The sequence below is a fragment of the Nitrospira sp. CMX1 genome (assembly GCF_054902215.1).
In genome coordinates, this window is the sequence record NZ_JBUBKD010000040.1 from 222,821 (window position 1) to 244,532 (window position 21,712).

Below are 21,712 nucleotides of genomic sequence, written 5' to 3' on the forward strand. Positions count from 1 at the left end.
TTAACGCTGGAGCAGAGTTTCGACCAGGCTAAAAACCTTTTCGAGCGCCGCATCAAGACGCGAGGCATCTTTTCCTCCTGCCTGGGCCATTTCCGGACGGCCGCCGCCCGTCCCGCCGACCTCAACCGCCATGGGCTTAATGAGTTCTCCCGCCTTCAGGCGGCCGACCAGATCTTTCGTGACGACCACGAGCAACGAGACTTTCCCGGCCTCAACTTCTGCGCCAAGTGCAATGACACCGCTCTTCATCTTGTCCCGCAACTGGTCGGCCAACATCCGCATCGCCGTCACGTCCAATCCATCAGTCCGTTGCACGTGGACCGACACACCGGCAATGGTTTTGATTGTGGAGGCGGCTGCCGCTCCCCCGGCCATCTTGAGCTTCACCTCTTCCAGTTCACGTTCCTTGTCTTTGAGTTGTGTCAGCAGCTTTCTCGTCCTGGCGACAATCTCCGACTGCCCCACTTTCAGGAGATCCGACAACTGTCGAACCTCGGCCTCGAGTGTCTTCATCTGGTTGTACGCGCCGCTGCCCGTTTGAGCCTCCAGTCGTCGCACACCGGCTGCGACACCGGTCTCGGAGACAATCCGAAAGAGTCCGATCTCACCGGTCTGCCGACAATGGGTCCCGCCACAGAGCTCCTTACTAAACGACTCAACCGACACCACCCGAACCTGTTCGCCGTACTTGTCACCGAAGAAGGCCAAGGCGCCTTTCGCGACAGCGTCCTGAATACTCATCACCTCGGTGACCACCGACTCGTTCTTTCTGATCTCCTCGTTCACCGTCGATTCGATCTCATCGATATCGCGAGAAGACAAGGGCCGGAAATGGGCGAAATCAAACCGAAGCCGATTAGGCCCGACCAATGACCCATACTGCTTCACATGTGGACCGAGCAGATCACGCAAGGCCGCATGGACCAGGTGTGTCGCCGTGTGATTGCGCGCCGCATCCCGGCGTGTGGAGGCGTTCACCGTCAGGTGCAGATGCTCACCTTCACGAATGCACCCTTTCCGAACCACCCCCTTGTGAAGAATGAGGGCCGGTGCGGGTCTTGTCGTGTCCGTGATCTCCATCAGCCCTTCCGGCCCAGATAGAGTTCCTCGATCTCCGACTTGTCCACCGCCTTCGGCATAAAACGGCGTGACATCGAGGGCCACCTCGACCTCGTCCCCTTCCCTCGCTTCCTTCACCACCTGCTCGCCCTTGAGAATGGCACGGAGCAGGGCTTCACTCTCCAGTCGGTCATAGCCGATAAATTGCGTGCCCCCAATCCGCTTCGCCAGCTCCGCAACGACCGGGCGTGCCGTGTCTTGCTCAAACCCACCGGTTTTCCGTGCGCGAGTCCGCTGTTCCTCTATCGCCGCATCAAACCCCGGCTCATCGACGGTCATAGTTTGTTCGCGGCAGGCCTCGGTGATGAGATCCATCGGGAACCCGTAGGTATCGTAAAGTTTGAAGACATCCTCACCAGCCAAGACCGTCCGGCCTGCGGCTCGCGTCTTCTCGATCATCTCATTTAAAATCGGCAACCCTTGATCAAGCGTCGCAATAAACCGTTCTTCTTCACCACAGGTGGCTTCAGTGATCGTGTTCGCCGCGCGGACAATCTCCGGATAGGCCCCGCCCATCTGGCTTACTACCGTCGCGGTCAGCTCATGGAGAAAAGGCTCGACGATCCCGAGCAGTCGGCCATGCCGGGCCGCACGACGCAGAATTCTGCGCAGCACGTACCCACGTCCCTCATTCGAGGGTAGCACCCCATCGGTCATCAAAAAGGTCACGGCCCGCAAATGATCGGCGATGACGCGCATGGACCGATCCGACACGTCCTTCTTGCCGTACTCCATACCGGCCCGCTCGGCAATCGAGGTCAACAGCGGTGTAAAGAGATCGCTGTCGTAATTACTGTAGACTCCCTGCGCCACCGCAGCCAGCCGTTCCAACCCCATCCCGGTATCGATACTTGGCTTAGGGAGGGGATGGAGGGTTCCTGACGCATCGCGGTTGTACTGCATGAAGACCAGATTCCAGATCTCGATGACTCGGTCTCCCTCGCCATTTGGTCGATCATCGCCTGGAACGATAGACCCTTGATCGAAATGGATCTCAGAACAGGGGCCGCAGGGACCGGTATCCGCCATCTGCCAAAAATTATCTTTTTCATCGCACCGCATAATGCGCGAGACCGGCACACCGATCTTTTTCCACAAGCGATCCGCTTCGTCGTCTTCTCGAAAAATCGTCACCCAGAGCCGATCCTTCGTGAGCCCGACGGTTTGCGTGAGGAACTCCCACCCAAACACAATCGCGTCTTCTTTGAAGTAATTGCCGAACGAAAAGTTTCCTAACATTTCAAAAAAGGTGTGATGGCGTCTGGTATACCCGACATTCTCAAGATCGTTATGCTTGCCCCCCGCGCGCAAACACTTTTGGACCGAGACGGCCCGCGCATAGGCGCGCGTCTCTTCACCGAGAAACACTCGCTTGAACTGGTTCATCCCGGCGTTGGTGAAAAGCAAGGTGGGATCGGCTTGCGGCAAAAGGGAGGCACTCGGCACGGCCTGATGCCCATGCTCTTCGAAATACCTGATAAAAGCCCGCCGCAGCTCGGTTGCGCTATTCTCCTTCATGGACAACGTCCTCATTTCTCTTGAATTCCATCATCATACGATCGATCACCTCGTCGCTGAAACCCCGCTGATGGAGGAACCGCACGATGTGAACCGGGGCCAGCCGCTTCCCCTGACGAGATAGGGCCTGCATCGCACGACTCGCGAACACCTCCTCGCCATGAGCACGAAAGATCTCCGTGAGAACCCCGTCGGCCAAGCCATCCGAAATCCCCTTGGCCTGCAATTCTGCTTTCAGCCGCTCCTGGCCCATCGGCTTGGTAGCCAAACGCCGTTCCACCCATCGCTGAGCATAGGCAAGATCGTCGAGGTACCGGAGGTCCGTCAAGCGGCAAATCGTCGGCTCAATAGAGGAAGAGGCAATCCCTCGTGAGAGGAGAAACCGTTCGACCTGAGCAACGGTCCGATCTCGCGACGCTAAAAAACGAACCGCGAGCCGGATCACCTCATCCAGGCTTGTGGGTGTGGCACGCGGGCGAGCCTGTTCCTTCCGCCCGTCACCGATGCGCCCGCTTTTCCTCGCTTCGCGCAACCGGCTTGTCCTCTTTAGTCTCAGCTTTAGTCTCAGCCTTCTTCTCACCACGTGCGGGAACACCGGCTGCCTCCCGCAGTTTTTGTTCAACTTCGCAAGCGGCGGCGACGTTGTTCTTGAGAAACTCTCGAGCCGCGTCGCGTCCCTGACCGATCCGTTCACCTTTATAGGAATACCAGGCACCGGACTTTTCAATGATCTTTTTGTCGACCCCCATATCCACGAGCTCGCCGGTTTTGGAAATCCCCTCGGCGAACATGATGTCGAACTCCGCCTGTCGAAACGGCGGTGCCATCTTGTTCTTCACCACCTTCACACGAACCCGGCTCCCCATCACATCCTGACCTTCCTTGATGGACTCAATCCGTCGAATATCCAAACGGACGGAGGAATAAAACTTGAGCGCATTCCCGCCGGTCGTGGTCTCTGGATTGCCGAACATCACCCCGAGCTTCATGCGAATTTGATTGATAAAGATGACCGTCGTCAACGATTTCGAGATCGCACCGGTGAGCTTTCTCAAGGCCTGCGACATCAGCCGCGCCTGGAGTCCCATGTGGGCATCGCCCATCTCGCCTTCGATCTCAGCACGTGGCGTCAAGGCCGCCACCGAGTCGATGACAATCAGATCGATCGCCCCGCTGCGTACCAACGTTTCGGCGATCTCCAAGGCCTGCTCACCTGTATCTGGCTGTGATACGAGGAGATCATCGGCTTGCACGCCCAACTTCTTGGCATAGGTCAGGTCCAAAGCATGTTCGGCATCGATAAAGGCCGCGACACCTCCCACCTTCTGCACCTCGGCAATACAGTGCAGCGTCATGGTGGTCTTCCCCGAAGCCTCCGGACCGAAGATCTCAATCACCCGTCCGCGCGGAAGTCCGCCGACTCCAAGAGCAATGTCAAGACCGAGCGAACCGGTGGAAATGGCCGGAACATCGACCTTCTCCTCGGCGCCCAGCTTCATGATGGCCCCCTTCCCATACTGCTTCTCGATCTGGGACAGGGCCAAGTCCAGTGCGCGTTTCTTGTCGTCTTTTTCGGACATTCGAATCTCCTCCCAGGGTGAACGGAATCTGTCTGGGGATTATACCGAAGCAATCAGGGGAAACCTAGTCTGATCTCATCGGAGAGACACAGTTCATGATCTTATGGAACACATGACGACGGCGCATAAAGAAGGACGCAACTAATAGCAGGAAACCGTCTACTAGCCTCCCCGCGCACATTTCTGAAAGCCGTCAACCTTTTCTACGAGCCAGCCCATCAGGCTTAGCAGGCGACTGAAACCACGCTGATGATGCACCTTAGATAGGGAGCACCTCGCATTTCTTGCGACGATCGCACTCTCACACATGGCAATTCTAGAACCGCGTCTCGTTCAAGGTCCCGTGGGAAAAGCCGCCTGACCCTAGTTTGTTACATCTCTGGTGGGACCGGCGTGTACTTCAACCGCACCCTGATCATGGGCTCGTTGATATTGCCCCCGACGCCATGAAGCCAGATCCCTCGGAGCAGGCCCCAATGGACCAGAAGAGACTCGACCAAGTAGAATAGTGCCGTTATGCTTTCATGATAAGGATTTGATGGACTTCATCTCTCATGGCCTCTGGGGTTCGATTGCGTTTGGTCGCAAGAACCGATGGAGTTTTGGACTGGCATTCGCCATCGGCATGGCGCCCGATCTTCTTTCATTCGGAGTCCTGTACATCGCAGCCGCGCTCGGCTTATCGTCGAAGCCCGACTTCAGTCACGGCACTCCTCCGGAATCGACGATTCCTCAATACGTCCATCAACTCTACAATTACACCCATAGTTTCGTCGTATTTCTCATCATCTTTGTCTTCGTGTGGCTCTTCCTGAAACGACCGGTCTGGGAACTCGGAGCATGGGGACTGCATGTCTTGGCCGACGTGCCCTTGCATACGTATGCCTTTTTCCCGACCCCGGTGCTGTGGCCCTTTTCCAACTGGAAATTCGACGGGTGGCAATGGATGACACCCAGCATCCTCATTCCCAACTTTATGCTCTTGTCGTTGCTCTACGCCTGGTACATCCGGCATCTCTACCTGGCCAACAAGAAAGAGCAAACCCAGCAGAAATCCGTTTCCAACTACCCGCTACAAGGAAAGCAAATAGCGAAGCCCTGATCGTCCCTGTCGTCACGATGAGAAGAACATATTTAAAGAGGTCGTGAGCCTTCTCTGATTACTGCTGGACACCCAGCAACAAGAAGGATTAGGGTGAGTCATATGCCTACACGAGGAAACCCATGCCTGGAATGTTTGGCGACAATCCGCCGACTATGCTGATCGCCATCGGGATCGTCGTTATCGCGATTATAGTGTTTGCCCTGATGACGGCAGGTTATTAGGCCGATCAGCAGACGACGTACGATTCTTCTGTACTCCCACCTGGGAAACTGCGGCCATGCTGTTTCAACAGCAACATCTGCCATACAACATTTTGTAACCTACCGCTTCTGCTCTGTCTCACAACGAGATCTGCCACTGCACGTCGAGACAAACAGTAGTCAAAATACCGACACCCACCGTCCGTGCAGCTCTCTCTGCTACCTTGACTCTCCAGCCAGGTCACTTATAAATTCTCTCGCCGAACCGTTACCTCTTGCACAAAAGGACACCCAATGCCGACACTGTTTACCCCGCTCCAAGTTGGAGAGATCCTCCTACCCAGCCGTATCATCATGGCGCCCCTCACACGTGCACGGGCCGGCGCTACCCATATCCCCAACGACATGATGGTGGACTACTACTCCCAGCGCGCGTCAAGCGGTCTGATGATGACGGAATGTACGATGGTCGATGCCCACGCCTGTGCCTTCATGGGGGAAGGGGGTATTTACAGTCCGGCACACGTGGCCGGCTGGAAACGCGTGACGGAGGCGGTACATGCCAAAAGTGGCCGCATCTTCATGCAGGTCTGGCATCCTGGCCGTGCGGCGCACTCGCTGTTGAACGATGGTGAACAGCCGGTCTCCAGCAGCGCCAAGGCGATCCGCAATGAGATGACCCATACCCCTCAGGGCGATAAGCCGTACGAGATCCCTCACGCACTCCGTATCGAAGAGATCCCACGGCATGTGGAGATGTTTCGGCTCGCTGCCGAGAACGCCAAACAGGCCGGATTTGACGGAGTGCAAATCCATGGTGCCCACGGATATTTGATCGATAATTTTCTCCGCGACGGCGTGAACGCACGCACGGATGCCTATGGCGGCTCAGTGCCCAACCGGGCTCGGTTTCTGCTGGAAGTCACCGATGCGGCGATCAGCGTCTGGGGAGCCGGACGTGTCGCGGTGCGGATCTCACCTCTCGTCCCCTTTAACGACATGCATGAGAGTCAACCGGAAGCACTGGTCACCTATGTGGCACAAGAGCTGAATCGCCGCAAGATTGCCTTCCTTGAAATCCGGCATGAGAACCACGGGCTGCCTGCGGAAGAAGCCATCTTGCAAGTGGCCCGACGACATTTCCAGGGAGTCCTCATGAGCAACGGGGGTTATTCTCGTGAAAGCGGCGAATCGACAGTTGCACAAGGAGCCGCTGACGCCATTGTCTACGGCCGGCCGTACATCGCCAATCCGGATCTGGTCGAACGCTTTGCGAAGGAGGCCCCATTGAATGAGGTGAATTTTGATCGACTCTATGGAGGCGGAGCAGACGGCTACAGCGACTACCCAACATCGGTCGGATGACACCCAACCCCACCCATTAAGCCTGGTGTATGTATCGATACCCCCCCACTCTGCACAATGTCATACTGCGGGCTAGAAGAAAGCAATCGGATTGGTTCATAATCTCATTTCTCTACTCGCACCAATTTGGAGACTGCCATGATCTCGCGACGAATATCACTCTGCGCCCTCTGTACCCTGCTGCCGCTACTCCTCGCCATGCGATCAGTGGACGAAACACTGCTGATGGCCGCTATGAATGGACAGCTCCCCCAGATCAAGAAGCTCGTGGAGGAAGGAGCGGACGTCCGGACGGCCAATGCGCAGGGGACGACCGCCCTGCATGCGGCAGCCTGGAACGGGCATCGCGAGATCGTCTCCTTCTTGTTGCGGAAAGCCGCGCCGGTGAATCACGTGACCAGCGACGGAGCAACCCCGCTCTACATTGCCGCACAGAATGGTCATCCGGAAGTGGCTGCCCTCTTGCTCAATAACGGGGCATCGACGAATCTCGCGACGACGACCGGTGTGACACCGCTCTTCATCGCCGCACAGAACGGCTATCGCGATATTGTGGCCCTCTTGCTCCGACATAAAGCCGACGCAAATCAAGCAGCGGAAGACGGGGTGACGCCACTCTTCATCGCAGCCCAACGAGGCCAGTATCCGGTCGTGGAGCTGTTGCTGCAACATGGAACCAGCGCGAATCTGACCTTGGCTGACGGCTCGACGCCGTTGTTCGTCGCAGCCCAGAATGGTCATGTACCGACCGTCTCTCTCCTCCTGGAAAAAGGTGCGAAGGTCAATCAAGCCATGACGGATGGTGCGACGCCGCTGCTTGTCGCAGCACAAAACGGACATCGCGCCGTTGTGGAGCTCTTGCTCGAGAATGGCGCGAGTATGAACCAAGCAGTCCAGAACGGGGTGACCCCACTCCATGTTGCCGCGCAGAACGGCCATCGGGAGATTGTCGCGTTACTGCTGAAAAAGAAGGTAACCATTAATCAACAAGCGAGGAACCGTGCAACGCCGCTTTTCCTCGCCGTACAAAACAACCATCGGGATGTTGCGGCCCTCCTCTTAGAAAAAGGCGCCTTGGTCAACCAATCAACGCCTGATGGGGCCACTCCCCTCCACATCGCCACCGCAGCAGGGTATCGCGAGATGGCCGCCCTCCTCTTAAAAAAAGGGGCGGCGATCAACGCTCAGACTGCGGACGGGAAGACCCCCTTGCATCTGGGTGCCTATCATGGCAATCGAGAGATCGTGTCGCTCCTGCTCAAACACGGAGGGAACAAACAGGCCAAAACACAATCGGGTGAACGTCCACTCGACCTCGCTCGTCAACAGGGCCACCGTACGCTCTTTGCTCTCCTGAAACTGTAGCCCACAGTATCCATGAACGCTTCTGCTGTCACTCCCGACATGCTGCTGCCATACGCTGCAGCCATTGGAGAGAAAGAGAATTGGAACTCACTCTGATCAACTCTTTAGAGAGTAAGAGCGGATGAAATGACGTCGGATACACTGAATTGGAAACGAGCCTTCTGGTCTCTCGCACTCCTGTTCATCAGCGGCTGTGGCACGTCACCGGAAGAGCACCTACGCCGAGCCGCAGCGGAAGGGAATCTGCTCCGAGTGGTGACCTTCCTTGAGCAGGGAACCAGCATCCAAGCAGCCGATGCGCGCGGGATCACCCCGCTCCACCTCGCCGCTAAGCATGGGCAGAGAAATGTGGCGGCGCTTCTGCTTGACCGAGGCGCAGCCGTGAACCCCGAAAGCCAGGACGGCGTCACACCGCTTTCCATCGCGGTTCAAGAGGGACGGCAAGACCTGGTGGCGTTGCTCTTAGCGAAAGGCACACAGGTGCATGAACAGGTGCAGATCGGCGGCGCGACGCTCTTGCACGTCGCAGCCTATCGAGGCGATCTGGAGATCGTCAGCCTCCTCCTCCAACATGGCGCAGATAAACAGGCCCGAATGACTTCCGGAGAACGCCCGGTAGACTTGGCTCAGCAGCAAGGCCACACAGCGCTGATCCCACTGCTTGAGCCATGACGTGCGCCTTCCAATCCGCCAAGCAGAATGCGCTGCCTCTCACGCCACTTCCCAGAGTTTCGTATAGACAGGTCCGGTCGGACGCAGTTTGCTTTTCATCAACACCAGCGGCCCAACGGTGATGACACCGACAGAGAGTGCGCGATCACATGCGCCGCTCTGCGCGAGTCGCTGCCCGATCTCGCGCTCGCCGGCCTTGATCCGTGCGACAGTCAGATGTGGCGTAAAGGGTTTGTCCTCCGTCACAAATCCAAAGGACCGGCAACAGGATTCGATCTGCCGATGCAACGCCGTCAACTGCTTGGTTGCGTCGCTCTTAATCCATTGTTCAGATGGGCCGACCCACAGCACCCGCGGTTGCCGAAGACTGGGGAACGCCTGAAGCCGATCGATGGAGATCTGGATAGTTGGATGGGATCGCCTGACGGTCGCCAAGGCTTCGCGCATCGGTTCAAGCAGTTGTTCATCCGTATCGCCGAGAAACCGCATGGTGAGATGAATGGATGACGGCTGCACCCAAGCGATCCGAACTGCTTTGGACGACGCGTCGCCGAGCCGTGCTTGCAAGTCTTGCTGAACCGTTGCGATCTGCCGACGGAGCCCCTCACTCAGTTCGACAGCAAGAAAGGCACGAATCATGGCTGGACCTTTTCAAGTAACCATCGACGAAGCAGATCGAGCGCGGCCTGAGCGGCGCGTTGTTTAATCACCGAGCGGTCCCCGTGGAAGCGACACTCCTTGGTCCTGGTCTCACCGGGGCCTCCGTCGAGTCCGATGTAGACCAGGCCGACTGGTTTTGTTTCCGTCGCTCCACCCGGCCCTGCAATCCCTGTGACCGACAAGGCTACCGACACACCGGCACGTTCACGCATCCCCGTCGCCATGGCTTGCGCCACTTCACGACTGACGGCTCCATATTGTGTGATGAGGCTCGCAGGGACCCCAAGCATTTCTGTTTTGGCTTGGTTGCTATAACAGATCGCTCCGCGATCGACATAGACAGACGCTCCCGGCACTTGGGTGAGTCGATGGCTGATCAATCCGCCCGTACAGGATTCTGCGACCGCAATCGTACGTTGTTGTTCGACCAATAATCGACCGACCACCTCTTCCATGGTGTCGTGCCCTTCAGCATAGATCCACTCACGTAATCGCTGACGCACCTCTTCGAGCAATAATGGAAGTCTATCTCCCTTCTTGGAACCAGCAGCTTTCGTCGTGAGCGACACGAGCACACCGTTTGGCGACGCGAGCAAGCCCAGTGCGATCGGTTCCCGCTGAGGAATCAATCCTTGCAACTTGGTATCGATCTCCGCCTCCGGCAACCCCCACGTATGAAAGGTCATCCGCATCACCGGTTGTAGACGAAGGCCCTTCGACTGTTCCAGTTGAGCAAGCACGAGCGGGATCACCGACTGTTCCATCATGGTACGCATCTCGCCCGGAACACCGGGCAACACCACGATCCGCGCGCCTCGCCACGTCAGCGTAAAACCAGGCGCCGAGCCGACGGGATTGGGCAGCACCGTCGCACCAGTCGGAACGAGCGCCTGCCGGAGTTGTGCGCGAGTCGGCGTACGCCCCCATTCAGCCAGTCTGGCCTTCATCCCTTCGAATGCCTCTTTCCGGCGAACAAGTCGACGACCGGTCAATGCCGCCACAGCCTCCCTGGTGCAATCATCAACCGTAGGGCCCAACCCTCCCGTCATGATGACAAGACCAGCCCGGCGGCAAGCCGTGTTCAGCACCGCGGTAATGTCCGATTCCTGATCTCCGACAATCGCCTTGAACCGAACTTCGATGCCGATCCCGGCCAGGCATTCGGTGATGAACAAGGAATTACTGTCGGACCGCCCCCCCACGAGGAGCTCTGAGCCAACGGCAATCGTCTCGGCGGAATAAGGAGAGACCTTTATCATGTGTTACTCGATGTCTGCAAAATTGAGCGGGAAGTGAATCTCACCACCATGGGCCGGGAAAATCGTGATCGTCGTTCTAGCCTTCGGATCAAAATCAGCGTAACGGAACGTTGCGATGACTTTGGCGTGAAATTCTGGCGACGCAGACCGCCCTGTACGACGATCAGCCCGGCCATCAGCTCTCACCGTCAGCGGCTTGATCACCCGCCCTTCTTGATCAAGAACCATATAACTGTTCTCGGCAAAGCTGGGACTCTCTCCGATGATCGTCGCACTGACGAGCATGGTGGGGGCCTCGATCACCTGAGCCACATCGGCCGGACTCGGTTCAAGCCCACGTAACGCCATATGCGTGGCCACTACCGACAAACCGCCAAGCTTCGTCACCAGAAAACCGTTGGGCTGTGCAGGATCGTCGCCGCCGAATCGAGTGTAAAAGGTTTGGGGAGCTTGGTGTTGCACCGCCGCTTGTCGTCCCCGATCAAGCGCCGTTTGAATTTGGGTCTGTGTCGGATTCACCTCAATGGCAGCTGCAGAGCCGACGAAACTCAACAGGCAGGCAACAGTCTGTCCCATCGCCATATGAGTCCGAACCTTCATCCGTCAGCGACTAACAGAACGATTCGGCCTTGTCAATGGATGCCTCCTCGCTTCGTCCTCCGGTTGACAACACTGAAGGGGAAATGCTAAACGAAAGAAAACTACAAAGAGTACTGCCTCTCAATTTACTAAAGGAGCTTTGAATGTCGACTCCGGAGACCCCCCCTTCCACGCCGGCACCTCGGCGCCAGTTTGTCAATTTCGCATTCTACAAAGTAGACCCGGCGTGGCGACGTCTCCCAGAAGATGTGCGCACCCAGGGCAAACAAGAGTTCTTGCGGGCTGTCGAAGATTTTAACGGCAAAGTGTTGGTCGTCCCCTATTCCACGGTCGGCATCCGAGGGGACTGCGACTTTATGCTGTGGCGCATCAGCTACGATCTCGATCTGTTTCAGGATATGAGCGCCAAGATGCTGGCCTCCGGTCTTGGGCAGTACCTCTCGACTCCCTATTCGTATTTGGCCATGACCAAGCGGTCCATCTATGTCGACAACCACTCCCATGCAGGGCAGGAAGGCAAGCGGCTTACGGTCGTGCCAGGAAAGAGCAAGTACATCTTTGTGTATCCCTTTCTCAAAACACGGGAGTGGTTCCTTCTGACCAAGGCCGCTCGCCAAGGCATGATGGACGAGCATATCGAAGTAGGGCATCGGTTTCCCTCAGTGAAATTGAATACCACCTATTCGTTTGGGTTAGATGATCAGGAATGGGTTGTCGCGTTTGAAAGCGACAAGCCGGAGGATTTTCTTGACCTGGTGATGGCCCTACGGGAGACGGAAGGGTCGCGATATACCTTGCGAGACACCCCGATCTTCACCTGTGTCCGCAGAAGTCTGAAGGAAACGCTCGATACGCTTGGCGGCTAACCGCCAGGGCTATCAGTACGGACTAGGGCCTTCGGTCTTCCGACCGAAGGCCCTTTGTTTTTCAGCAATGTTTTCCTCGATAAAGAGCAGAGGGCGTGCGTCTTACTCCGCCTCTCCACATAATAAATTGACTAGCACCGAGTCCATAGTTTTGACAGTTCAACAACCCCTATGTTACCTGTACAAGGTAGGTTGATCAAAAAGCTGAGCTGCCATGTCTGATACGACATCCCTGTACGCCCTGCGTTTTCCTGACGGTTCTGTCAGTCTCTATATCGATGAGCAATATGCCCATGAACGAGGGATTGATCCTTCCCGCCTTGTCCGGGTAGAAATCCCACGTGAGATGTTCATTAGCGGGACCATCCAGGACATTCGAGAATATGTCGCGCTTCAACTTGAGCAGTCTTCGCAACAGAAAGCTGGTACAGCCTAATCTCATCGCCGCTGGATCAACGGACCATACAAGGATGCAGTAGTAGGGCTTCATCACCTCTTTTCATACCAACAAACTGAACACCATGACACACGCACTCGCATCATCTCCCCTGACCGTCGAAGTCATCGAGGAAGTTATCGCAAACCTGCCCATTCAGGGACGCATTATCCTTCGTCTGCTGCTCCTGCAATACCTCGATGTCACGCAGGACGAAATCCTGTTCATGGTTGCCGATCGACCAGATCCTCGCTGTGTCTCGGGGAAAAAACCCGTGACAACTATGACTCAGGAATCCATCATGGCCATGATCGACCGCCGGAATGAATACCGCCGACGAGCCAGATTGCGTCGAGAGCGAACCTGGTTGCAATGTGTGGCCCTCGAACATCTGGTCCAGACGGCTACCACATTAGCCACCCGTGCCGCCGTCCTCCTTGCCGATCGAGGCGTGTCATCGGAGACAATCACAGCGCTCACCGCACAGGCTCGTTCCGCAGTCCCGTCAACGACGTTGCGGATCCTTGAACAACAGTGGGAGAAGGAAGAAATCGGCGCGGAGGAGTATCAGAAACATCGCCTGGTCGTCGAAATGCAGATACAGCTTCGCTTTGTTGAACGATTCAAAAAACGCCTGGCCTTGGCAGAACGTGAACGCCGGACCTCCGACTCGACAACACTACAAGATCATGAAATCGGCCACATTTGGGGCATCCCAGCCGGGACGCTTGCCGCGCGTAAGGTCAAGTTTCTCTCCCAGTACCTGCTGGCGACCCAAGCCAGGTGTTCAGACTCTCCCTCAAGCTCGCCATCGCCTGAAATGTGGCAAGCCACGCTGCGTGCCCTTTCTCAGACTCCGATTGAGCGGTCAATTGCGACATACGATGGGCTAGAGGGAACTGAATCTGCCCTGATCGAGAAGCTCGGGATCTATGCGATGATCAGGATACCGGAAGCAACGGAGACCAAGTTTTGGAATTCACTCGTGTACGGTGCCAGTTCAAACGCGATCCACACCGAAACAACCCGAACCTTGTTCGGCCTCCAGCGTCTGGTCTCGATTCAAAAAGATCTCGACACCAGCCCCGTCGCGTTGGATGAGGAGTTGCTGACACGATCGATGCCCACGCCCAAGGCCGGCGAACTCGCTTCTGCGGCCTCTGAGTCCGGCCAGGGTGAACTGACGGACCTGCAACGGCAGATTCTCCATAACTTTATCGGAGAGGATGTCACCGGACGACCATCAGATAAATGGTGAACTTTCGATCTTGCCAATCACCGGCGGTTCGGTATAATTACTTCCAACCATGACGACAACGACCATCAGCCAATCGCCGCTTGCAACCTCTCTGACATCTGTACTGTTCCTCTTCGTGCTGTGTGTGTGTGCACTTGGATTACCGAGCACCTCACCGGCTCTCGCGAGTGGTTTGGTTGAGATTGCGGAACTGTTGGCACATCCCGAGCAATACGACCATCAAGATGTCGTCGTCACCGGAAAGGTCATGAATGTCCAGCTGGCAACCAATCGCCAGGGACAACCGGCCTACGGATTCCTCCTCCAAGACCAAGCCGGTACCCTCAAGGTCGTGAGCCTCGGTCAGCTTGAGGTCCGGGAAGGTGATCAAGTCATCGTGGAAGGTGTCTTCAGTCGCCTCCGCCAAGTTGGTCGCACGATCGTCTATAATGAGATCAAGGCCATCTCCGTCAAACCGATGACACGCCTCAATCCAGATCTAGTCGGTTGATCGCGATCAGCCCCTCACCATTTCACGTCGGGCCTCGTGTCTAAGCGGGTTGTTCTCACACAAGAGACCACCATGCGGTTTGTGATCCATCCCCAGCTTCTTGTCCTTGCACAGGGACTCATCATGACGGTGTGGCTCACGAGCTGTAGTACGCCCGCACAGGTGGGGGAATATCCCAACCAACAACGCATGGCCGGACAATCAAAGCCAGCAGTCCTGCGCTGTGCGGGCCTCCCCCAAAAAGAATTCGCTGACGGCGAACGAACGATCCTCCGCTACTATCGGGAGGCCCCGATTTTTGAGGAGTCACGCCCTGTCGGCAAAGGCAGTTTTGCAACGGTTCGCCATGGCTGTTGGGCCACCGTTGTGCTGGTCAACGACCGCGTCGTCGATGTGCAGTATCGCTTTGTCCCTCCGACCTTTGATGCATCCAACGATTGCGAAGACATTTTCGATTCGTGTCAGTAACGGCGACATCCGGCTGATACGGGACTCTCACGACTCCCCATGATCGCTCTTTGTTTCCGTACATCGACGCCCCTCACCATGAGCCTCGTACTCAGCGTCCTCCTGATTGGTACTCCACACGCATTGGCCTTGGAAAAGTACGGGCGTCCGCTGCCCTCCATGGAAGACTCCAATGGCCGGGAAGCCGAAGAGTCGCTCTTCGCCGGCTATCTGCTGACGAGTGCCTTTGCTTCAAACCCCTCGTTTGCTGCGAGGCCTGATAATACCGGTCTAGTTGGATTGCGTCACATGCTTCATCTGGAAACCGATCTCTACAAGCAGTACCTCACGTTCTATACGGACCAGAATTTTTTCTCCGATCGGACAAACGGCTGGATCGAATTGAGCGAATGGGACGGGACCTATGCCGTCACCGGTGTGCTTGGCCACTTCAACTGGCGCCTCCAGTATGAACGCGACGCACCACTGGACCGGAAGGGTGTGACACAAGAGTATGCCGACGGGCTCGTCACAGCAAAATTCCAGGCTGTTCAAGATTTGCCATGGTGGCAACGCCATTTCCCCCATCAAAACTTGACGGCTTACGCAGGGGCTGGCTGGCTCTTTCATAACAAGAATTACTTCGCCAGGCCTGACAATACCGGTCGTGCGCTCTTCCGATACGTCGCCCATGCCGACTTCGATCTCTACAAAAACAAGATCGTGCTCTATGGCGACGTGAATATGTTCACGGATCGAGATGCGGGAAACCAGGCCGGCCCGACTGAATTGGATTGGATCGTTGGACTCGCGGTACGCTGGCGCAACATGGAACTCGCGGTCTATCACGAACAAGATCAGCCCATAGATCGAGCGGGGCTGGTTCAAAAATATCTCGCAATCCAGCTCCGCTTCTCCTTCGACATTTCAAAACAAGATCTCGGGATCGGAGTGGCCAAACCAACGGCAGGAGATCAGTGAGGCAATTTAAGCACCGTTGTGAGAACCCGGTCCATGATCCGGTCTGGAAGAATCTGCCCGATGAACGCACGGATCTTGGCATCCGTGCCGACCAAATAGCGGGTCTTGGGCACTGGAGCCGTTAGGGCGCCTTCAACCGCCTTCGCGACAACGTCCGCTGGAATGGCTCGCTTCGCTGCCTCATCCACCACCTTTCGCACTGCCGCCACCGTCGGCTCATAGAGTCTTTTCAACTCCGCCTCCATACTCGCCTCTCGCCCGGCGGCATCGCCGGCAGACTTCATCCAGATCGGAGTTGTGATCGCACCAGGTTCGATAATTGACACCTGGATGCCCCACGGCTGAACCTCCAGTCTCAAGGCATCCGTAATCGCCTCCAATGCAAATTTCGACGCCGAGTACGCTCCCATTAACGGAATTGTGGAACGTCCCGCGATTGAGCCCATGTTCACGATACGGCCTCGTGCTTGGCGGATCAGCGGCAGAAACGCTTGCGTGACGGCGACCTGGCCAATCACATTCACTTCAAGTTGACGCCGAAGATCGGGAATCGGGATCCCCTCCAGCGGCGCCGGCACCGCAATCCCGGCATTGTTCACAAGCCCATACAACCCGCTCGATCCACATCGCTCTGACACAATCGCAAGAGAGCGTTGAATAGAGGGTTGATCGGTCACATCGACTAGAATCGGAATAAGCCGCTCTGAGCTGGACTGTTGAAGGATCGCTCCGTCTTCCGGCTTCCGTACTCCGGCAAAGATGATAAACCCCAATCGATCAAGATGGAGCGCACAGGCCGCCCCAATGCCCGTCGACGCTCCTGTGATAACAACTGCACGATCATTTCCTCTCGACATCGCACTCCTCTCGAATTTCCGCTGGAGAACCATAACAGGTTTCGACTCGTTGTCTCCAGATAGAGCCTGCCGTTTCTCACCCCAGAGAGTAGAGACCTACGACTATGCACCGGACTCCTTGTTACTTTCTGACCAGAAATGCATCACGAGAGACATCCATCAACTCGGTTGCGGTGAATTGTTTTGGATACAGATAAGAATCTGTTTGGATACAGATAAGAATCTGTTTGGATACAGACCTGAATCTTTTTAGATTCAGCAGTTGCACGTTCTTTCGAAGCCACGATTCAACTTCCCCTCATCAAAGAGAACAAATCTCATTCATATATTACGTATTTTCATGTTTTATGCACCTTGCATATTGGAGCATTGTCAGTGGCTTACAATTTGCTTATGGGAACTACCATACAGCACGTCGTCATGGGTGAGATCTAGTGAATGATTACCTATCGGTACAGGCCTTTAACAAACGATGGCGCTAACATGACACGTTCAACTCGAACCGAATAGACCGATGTGCAGGAATAGATCCAAGATAGTTGAACTTGAGGATCAAGCGCCACACGATACGGCAGGAAAGTGATTCTGACTTTCCAGCCAGACATGAGGAGTAAGGGGAATCATCAGAAGGAGTACTTGTAAAAAGTTAAAAAAGAAGGTACTAAGCCTGCGGCTATCGTAGAAGACAGCCTGATAACCATTTTGCATCGATGGTCGAGGATAAAACTCAATGAGTCTGCGCTCCATTTCTAACGTACACGGTTCGTGGTTAATAAGACTACCGTTGCGACCGGATGGTGCTCCAATATTTCCCCTGACGCGGAAATTGAGAAATCATGCTCCAGTGACTTGTTTGCGCTTCTTCCAAAAATTGAGCCTCCGCGTTGCACTGGTGATTATACTGCCATACATAACAGGCGTGTCAGGCAATGCATCCGCAGAGACCCCCATTACGCCCTCTGGTTTGAACACGCACATCAGTAGTCCAGTCTCGGTGGGTGGGAAAACGCAATACGACATTACGGGTGGAACCAGAACAGGAGCAAACCTGTTTCACAGTTTTGGGAACTTTGATGTCCCTGGCAATACCATCACAAACTTTCGTAACGACTCCTTACTCCAAACAGACAATATCTTGGGGCGCGTTACCGGCAATCATATTTCGGACATCTTCGGGACCATCAAGACCACCGATTTCGGGAATGCCCATCTGTTTCTCATGAACCCAGCCGGATTTTTGTTTGGACCAAATGCAAGCCTCAATGTGAGTGGTGCCGTCACATTCACCTCGGCAGACTATCTAAAGTTTGAAGATGGCAGGCGATTCAGTGCAGCACCTAACCCAGTCACCGATGTTTTATTAACTGCCTCCCCTGTTGCTTCGTTTGGGTTTTTAGGCTCACATCCAGGTGCGATCACGGTTCAGGGAAGCCAGCTTGAGGTGAGAGATGGAACAGGCATCTCACTGGTTGGTGGGAATATTACCATCGAATCCACGGTGGAGAATGGGGCAGTCCACCCTGCACAACTCCGTGCACCAAACGGAAACATTCAGCTGGCTAGTACAGCATCTCCGGGAGAATTCGATATAACGCTTGAGTCTCTACCGAACGTGGATCAGGCCTCCTTTACCTCGTTCGGTTCCGTCAGCCTTACGCCGAACTCAACCGTCAACGTCAGTGGCACAAACATCGTTTCGATCCGAGGAGGTCAATTCGTCCTAAGCATAGCTGATGCAGTGCTCAGCACTGCCAATAGTACGGGAGAGCTAAATTCGATCTCACTGAGCCCGGATAGTTCCATTTCTTCAACTGCTGGGGTAAAGCCAGGCAATGACATTCATATCGAGGCCAGCTCAGTAAACTTGAATGGTGCACGCATTACCACTTTGAGTGATGGTCCGGCAAATGCCGGCAACATTGTCATCAAAGCAATCCAACAACTGACGGCAGCTGACTCTGTCTTGGGTGCCGACGCCCTCGGAGAGACAGGGAACGGAGGGAACATTTCGCTTAAGGCCCCAACCATCCAAATCAAAGGTGGTGTTTTCAGCACAACCACTGTTGGAATAGGTGATGCTGGGAACGTTCTTCTAGAAGGTCGGCAAATCCAACTGCTGGCGAGCCCGGTCGAAGCAGCTCAAGGAGTGGATCTTTTTACCATAACAACAGGCTCCGGTCATGGCGGCGCAGTTACCGTACATGGGCTAAATGGACCATCAAGCTATGCAGATGAAGTAACCATCTCCGGGACCAGCAGGCTTCACACGGAGGCATTTTCCGACGGATCTCCTGGAGACATCTCCATTGATGCCGTTCGGTTTACCTTGACTGACAACGCCACCATGAATGCCGACACGAATGGTTCAAAAGCAGCCGGTAGAATCACCATCACCGCAACGGATCACGCAACCATTTCAGGCCCATCAACCACCATGAGCAGCAGCACCGATTTCGAAGGGGCAGGCAACGCCGGAACAATTACTGTGACCGCACCGAACATTACCATTGAAAACGGTGGCCGCATCTTTACTGATACATCGGGAAACGGAACAGGAGGCAATATCGATATCGTAGCTACACAATCAGTCACCTTGGGCAATAAGGCTAACGTCTCAGCAAATAGCACCGGCACCGGCAATGCTGGCAATGTTCACATCAATGCCGGCCAAAGCTTTCTCGCCTCCAATAGTTCAGTCACAACGCAAGCCAGGGATTCCAGCGGCGGAACCATTAAAGTTGAGACAACTCCTAATGGCACAGTACATTTAACAAATAGCATAATTAGCGCCTCAGTTAGCGACGGGCCTGGAGGTGGCGGAAATGTGTCGATCGACCCGCAAATCGTGATCCTCCAGAATAGCAAAATTTTGGCTAAGGCTGATGACGGCAGGGGTGGAAGAATTAGCATTGTTGCAGGATTGTTCCTGCCGGATGCCAACAGCACCATCAATGCAGATTCAGGATCCGGTGTGAATGGAACCGTGACCATTCAATCACCGACGTCGAATCTGAGTAGCACGGTCGGTCAACTTGTGTCAAAAACCAGCCCATCTCAGGTGCTTTTGCACAGCCGCTGCGCCGCCTTAGCTGACGGAGAGCACAGCACGTTTATTCTTGCCGGGCGCAAGACACTCCCGTCCGAACCAGGCGGTTGGCTCTTAAGCCCGATAGATATAGCGATTCCTAGATTACGCACTAGCACCTTGACCAAAACAGGCAGCCCTTTGAGGACAATTCCATCGACAGAAAAGAGTCAATTGCTCTCCTTGCGACAGATCGTTCCTCCGGGATTCTTGACTCATATGTTTGCGGTGGAATCTAACAGCGGCTGCGCTTCATGAGCCGTCCTGTAGACATATGGATACTCAAGTGAGAACGTCTAAAAAATATTATCTGAACAAAGGAGATTACAATGGCTAAGCTGACTACCCCTGCCGATGGAGCAACGCACCATCACCATAACGTCGGTGCGAACAAGTTTGAGTGGAGCAACTCATACCCCAGTGTGTCAACTGGAACACATTGGAGACTCAAACTCGGGAGCGCCCCGTTCGGGTACAATTACTATTTCGGCAGCCCTGTACCATTCTCACAACTTTATGACTCTAATCCCAAGCCAAAACTCCAAAGTCTTTCCAACCAACGTTGTTTCGCCGTCGTTGAATGGTCAACTGATCAAGGCAGAACTTGGAACAACGGTGGAAGATACACCACTTTTAAATGCAAGCCTTAGAGCGCGTCGTTCAGTGGCTATAGCGACTCGCTTAACTTCAGAGGAGCAGTAGGATGATACCGACGGAAAACACGGCAAGACCACAAATCATAGCGCCAATGGAACCTCAAGATTTCAGCAAGCCTATCACCATTCGGTGGAGCCCAGTGGATACAGAAGTATTGAGTTGGTGGCTCTGCATCGGCACAATGCAACCGAATGAAGATGAGGGAGATTGGAATATTGCGAGTGAAGACATCGGCCGACAGACAGAAAAGACCATTGATTTATCTTTGCTCCCGAGGCTCAGCGGTATTCGAGTACAATTATTGTCCACCGTCGTAGACCAATCACTTGTTCCTCCGGAGAGAACAATAGTGCTAGAACCAATTGTGATCAATGGCATAATGAGTGAGACACCTTGCATGAACTAGGTTCCTATGGGTCTGCCCCCTCGCAACTCACAATACATTGCAAGCAGGCCATGACTCATAACGGCAAGTGCTCACGGAGCGGCGTCTGTCACGCTTTCTCTGTTGTGTGGCATAACTCTCTTTGGTTTTCCATCACTCTACAGTGAAGATCACCGCAATATTCTTGCCCTCCTTGGCCACGCTGACTTCCTCGTCTTCGACCCCATCGGCCATTCCCATGAACTATCATCCCGACGGTGGCTTTTCCGGCAATCCGCAATCTATACAGCCTGACGCGAGCATGCTATAGTATCGCCTTCTGCGGGTTGCGCTTCGCTGCTAGATCAGCCTATGCTAGACCTGGCTGTGACGAGAAGACATAAGAGCAGAGTGAACAGTCGAGTAAATCGCAAGAACCCACGCAGGCTATCGTAAAACATAAAGAGTGGCGGTGTAGCTCAGTTGGCAGAGCAGCGGACTCATAAGCCGCGGGTCACCCGTTCAATCCGGGTCACCGCCACCAAAAACACTCAGCGTTTCAGTAGCTTATGAGTCGGCTGTTCATCGGCCCTCTCTCCCCTCCCCTGTAGTGCTCCTTCGTCCTAGAGTGCAGGGAATCATATTCTCATCGAGAAGGAAACCCGTAGCAACTGGTTATGCAAGAAGTCTATTCACCACCGAAGTCGCTCCATCTTTTGCTTTCCAAGGAAACGAACTGCTCATGAGCTACTCGGCCCAGGTTTCACCCCTGACTCCCCCTCCATTCATCGCGTACAGTGTGAAAGTCACCTCCGCTGAGACATGAAC

At 54.9% G+C, this 21,712-nt stretch carries 18 protein-coding genes and 1 tRNA gene; 12 read left to right on the forward strand and 7 right to left on the reverse strand.

Annotation, left to right across the window (positions count from 1 at the left end):
* The 3 genes from alaS to recA are packed head-to-tail and all read right to left on the reverse strand — an operon-like array spanning position 1 to position 4,217.
* On the reverse strand, positions 1–2,637 hold the full coding sequence (gene alaS, locus ACYX34_RS10740) for an alanine--tRNA ligase (protein WP_462076556.1): 2,637 nt from the start codon (positions 2,635–2,637) through the stop codon (positions 1–3).
* The gene (locus ACYX34_RS10745; RefSeq protein ID WP_462076557.1) at positions 2,624–3,169 is read right to left on the reverse strand and encodes a regulatory protein RecX; all 546 of its coding nucleotides are present in this window, start codon (positions 3,167–3,169) and stop codon (positions 2,624–2,626) included. The genes alaS and ACYX34_RS10745 overlap by 14 nt, the downstream gene beginning before the upstream one ends.
* A complete protein-coding gene (recA, locus tag ACYX34_RS10750) occupies positions 3,135–4,217 on the reverse strand; it encodes a recombinase RecA (protein ID WP_462076558.1) in 1,083 nt (360 codons plus the stop codon). The genes ACYX34_RS10745 and recA overlap by 35 nt, the downstream gene beginning before the upstream one ends.
* Before the next feature lie 538 nt (positions 4,218–4,755).
* Here recA and ACYX34_RS10755 point away from each other — a divergent pair.
* The 4 genes from ACYX34_RS10755 (at position 4,756) to ACYX34_RS10770 (ending at position 8,924) form a co-directional block, all read left to right on the forward strand.
* The gene (locus ACYX34_RS10755; RefSeq protein ID WP_462076559.1) at positions 4,756–5,319 is read left to right on the forward strand and encodes a metal-dependent hydrolase; all 564 of its coding nucleotides are present in this window, start codon (positions 4,756–4,758) and stop codon (positions 5,317–5,319) included.
* A 497-nt stretch (positions 5,320–5,816) separates the two neighbouring features.
* Positions 5,817–6,887, forward strand: a complete 1,071-nt coding sequence (locus ACYX34_RS10760; RefSeq protein WP_462076560.1) for an alkene reductase — start codon at positions 5,817–5,819, stop codon at positions 6,885–6,887.
* A gap of 138 nt (positions 6,888–7,025) precedes the next feature.
* Positions 7,026–8,252 (forward strand): ankyrin repeat domain-containing protein, encoded by a 1,227-nt coding sequence (locus ACYX34_RS10765; protein WP_462076561.1) that lies wholly within the window; start codon positions 7,026–7,028, stop codon positions 8,250–8,252.
* Between the two features lie 126 nt (positions 8,253–8,378).
* A complete protein-coding gene (locus ACYX34_RS10770; protein ID WP_462076562.1) occupies positions 8,379–8,924 on the forward strand; it encodes an ankyrin repeat domain-containing protein in 546 nt (181 codons plus the stop codon).
* A 39-nt stretch (positions 8,925–8,963) separates the two neighbouring features.
* Here ACYX34_RS10770 and thpR read toward each other — a convergent pair whose 3' ends face one another.
* The 3 genes from thpR to ACYX34_RS10785 are packed head-to-tail and all read right to left on the reverse strand — an operon-like array spanning position 8,964 to position 11,443.
* Positions 8,964–9,563 carry an RNA 2',3'-cyclic phosphodiesterase gene (thpR, locus tag ACYX34_RS10775; protein WP_462076563.1) on the reverse strand — a complete coding sequence of 200 codons (600 nt, stop codon included), beginning with the start codon at positions 9,561–9,563 and terminating at the stop codon, positions 8,964–8,966.
* Entirely contained in the window at positions 9,560–10,843 is a 1,284-nt protein-coding gene (locus tag ACYX34_RS10780) for a competence/damage-inducible protein A (RefSeq protein ID WP_462076564.1), read from the reverse strand. Before ACYX34_RS10780 ends, thpR begins: the two co-directional genes overlap by 4 nt.
* A gap of 3 nt (positions 10,844–10,846) precedes the next feature.
* Positions 10,847–11,443: a hypothetical protein gene (locus tag ACYX34_RS10785; RefSeq protein WP_462076565.1), complete on the reverse strand. Its 597-nt coding sequence runs from the start codon at positions 11,441–11,443 to the stop codon at positions 10,847–10,849.
* Between the two features lie 143 nt (positions 11,444–11,586).
* Between ACYX34_RS10785 and ACYX34_RS10790 the strand changes: the two genes are divergently transcribed.
* The 6 genes from ACYX34_RS10790 (at position 11,587) to ACYX34_RS10815 (ending at position 15,921) form a co-directional block, all read left to right on the forward strand.
* Complete coding sequence (locus ACYX34_RS10790; RefSeq protein WP_086426185.1) at positions 11,587–12,309, forward strand: chlorite dismutase family protein; 723 nt, start codon at positions 11,587–11,589, stop codon at positions 12,307–12,309.
* A gap of 214 nt (positions 12,310–12,523) precedes the next feature.
* Positions 12,524–12,745: a hypothetical protein gene (locus tag ACYX34_RS10795; protein WP_462076566.1), complete on the forward strand. Its 222-nt coding sequence runs from the start codon at positions 12,524–12,526 to the stop codon at positions 12,743–12,745.
* A gap of 85 nt (positions 12,746–12,830) precedes the next feature.
* Positions 12,831–14,003 (forward strand): hypothetical protein, encoded by a 1,173-nt coding sequence (locus ACYX34_RS10800; RefSeq protein ID WP_462076567.1) that lies wholly within the window; start codon positions 12,831–12,833, stop codon positions 14,001–14,003.
* 49 nt (positions 14,004–14,052) lie between these two features.
* On the forward strand, positions 14,053–14,493 hold the full coding sequence (locus ACYX34_RS10805) for a hypothetical protein (protein ID WP_462076568.1): 441 nt from the start codon (positions 14,053–14,055) through the stop codon (positions 14,491–14,493).
* A 72-nt stretch (positions 14,494–14,565) separates the two neighbouring features.
* Entirely contained in the window at positions 14,566–14,961 is a 396-nt protein-coding gene (locus ACYX34_RS10810) for a hypothetical protein (RefSeq protein WP_462076569.1), read from the forward strand.
* 39 nt (positions 14,962–15,000) lie between these two features.
* A complete protein-coding gene (locus ACYX34_RS10815) occupies positions 15,001–15,921 on the forward strand; it encodes a hypothetical protein (RefSeq protein ID WP_462076570.1) in 921 nt (306 codons plus the stop codon).
* Here the strand turns inward: ACYX34_RS10815 and ACYX34_RS10820 are convergent.
* The gene (locus ACYX34_RS10820) at positions 15,915–16,778 is read right to left on the reverse strand and encodes an SDR family oxidoreductase (RefSeq protein ID WP_462076571.1); all 864 of its coding nucleotides are present in this window, start codon (positions 16,776–16,778) and stop codon (positions 15,915–15,917) included. The two genes, ACYX34_RS10815 and ACYX34_RS10820, sit on opposite strands and share 7 nt — an antisense overlap.
* A gap of 994 nt (positions 16,779–17,772) precedes the next feature.
* Between ACYX34_RS10820 and ACYX34_RS10825 the strand changes: the two genes are divergently transcribed.
* Positions 17,773–20,121, forward strand: coding sequence for a two-partner secretion domain-containing protein (locus tag ACYX34_RS10825; protein WP_462076572.1), 2,349 nt, complete (start codon positions 17,773–17,775; stop codon positions 20,119–20,121).
* 1,231 nt (positions 20,122–21,352) lie between these two features.
* A tRNA-Met gene (locus tag ACYX34_RS10830) sits at positions 21,353–21,428 on the forward strand.
* Positions 21,429–21,712: the final 284 nt, after the last annotated feature.

Excerpts from the sequence above, each read along its gene's own strand:
- ACYX34_RS10770 (WP_462076562.1), top strand. The coding sequence starts at position 8,379 with ATGACGTCGGATACACTGAATTGGAAACGAGCCTTCTGGTCTCTCGCA.
- ACYX34_RS10820 (WP_462076571.1), bottom strand. The coding sequence starts at position 16,778 with ATGTCGAGAGGAAATGATCGTGCAGTTGTTATCACAGGAGCGTCGACG.
- ACYX34_RS10810 (WP_462076569.1), top strand. The coding sequence starts at position 14,566 with ATGCGGTTTGTGATCCATCCCCAGCTTCTTGTCCTTGCACAGGGACTC.
- alaS (WP_462076556.1), bottom strand. The coding sequence starts at position 2,637 with ATGAAGGAGAATAGCGCAACCGAGCTGCGGCGGGCTTTTATCAGGTAT.
- recA (WP_462076558.1), bottom strand. The coding sequence starts at position 4,217 with ATGTCCGAAAAAGACGACAAGAAACGCGCACTGGACTTGGCCCTGTCC.
- ACYX34_RS10760 (WP_462076560.1), top strand. The coding sequence starts at position 5,817 with ATGCCGACACTGTTTACCCCGCTCCAAGTTGGAGAGATCCTCCTACCC.
- ACYX34_RS10785 (WP_462076565.1), bottom strand. The coding sequence starts at position 11,443 with ATGAAGGTTCGGACTCATATGGCGATGGGACAGACTGTTGCCTGCCTG.
- ACYX34_RS10800 (WP_462076567.1), top strand. The coding sequence starts at position 12,831 with ATGACACACGCACTCGCATCATCTCCCCTGACCGTCGAAGTCATCGAG.
- thpR (WP_462076563.1), bottom strand. The coding sequence starts at position 9,563 with ATGATTCGTGCCTTTCTTGCTGTCGAACTGAGTGAGGGGCTCCGTCGG.
- ACYX34_RS10755 (WP_462076559.1), top strand. The coding sequence starts at position 4,756 with ATGGACTTCATCTCTCATGGCCTCTGGGGTTCGATTGCGTTTGGTCGC.
- ACYX34_RS10805 (WP_462076568.1), top strand. The coding sequence starts at position 14,053 with ATGACGACAACGACCATCAGCCAATCGCCGCTTGCAACCTCTCTGACA.
- ACYX34_RS10790 (WP_086426185.1), top strand. The coding sequence starts at position 11,587 with ATGTCGACTCCGGAGACCCCCCCTTCCACGCCGGCACCTCGGCGCCAG.
- ACYX34_RS10765 (WP_462076561.1), top strand. The coding sequence starts at position 7,026 with ATGATCTCGCGACGAATATCACTCTGCGCCCTCTGTACCCTGCTGCCG.
- ACYX34_RS10815 (WP_462076570.1), top strand. The coding sequence starts at position 15,001 with ATGATCGCTCTTTGTTTCCGTACATCGACGCCCCTCACCATGAGCCTC.
- ACYX34_RS10780 (WP_462076564.1), bottom strand. The coding sequence starts at position 10,843 with ATGATAAAGGTCTCTCCTTATTCCGCCGAGACGATTGCCGTTGGCTCA.
- ACYX34_RS10795 (WP_462076566.1), top strand. The coding sequence starts at position 12,524 with ATGTCTGATACGACATCCCTGTACGCCCTGCGTTTTCCTGACGGTTCT.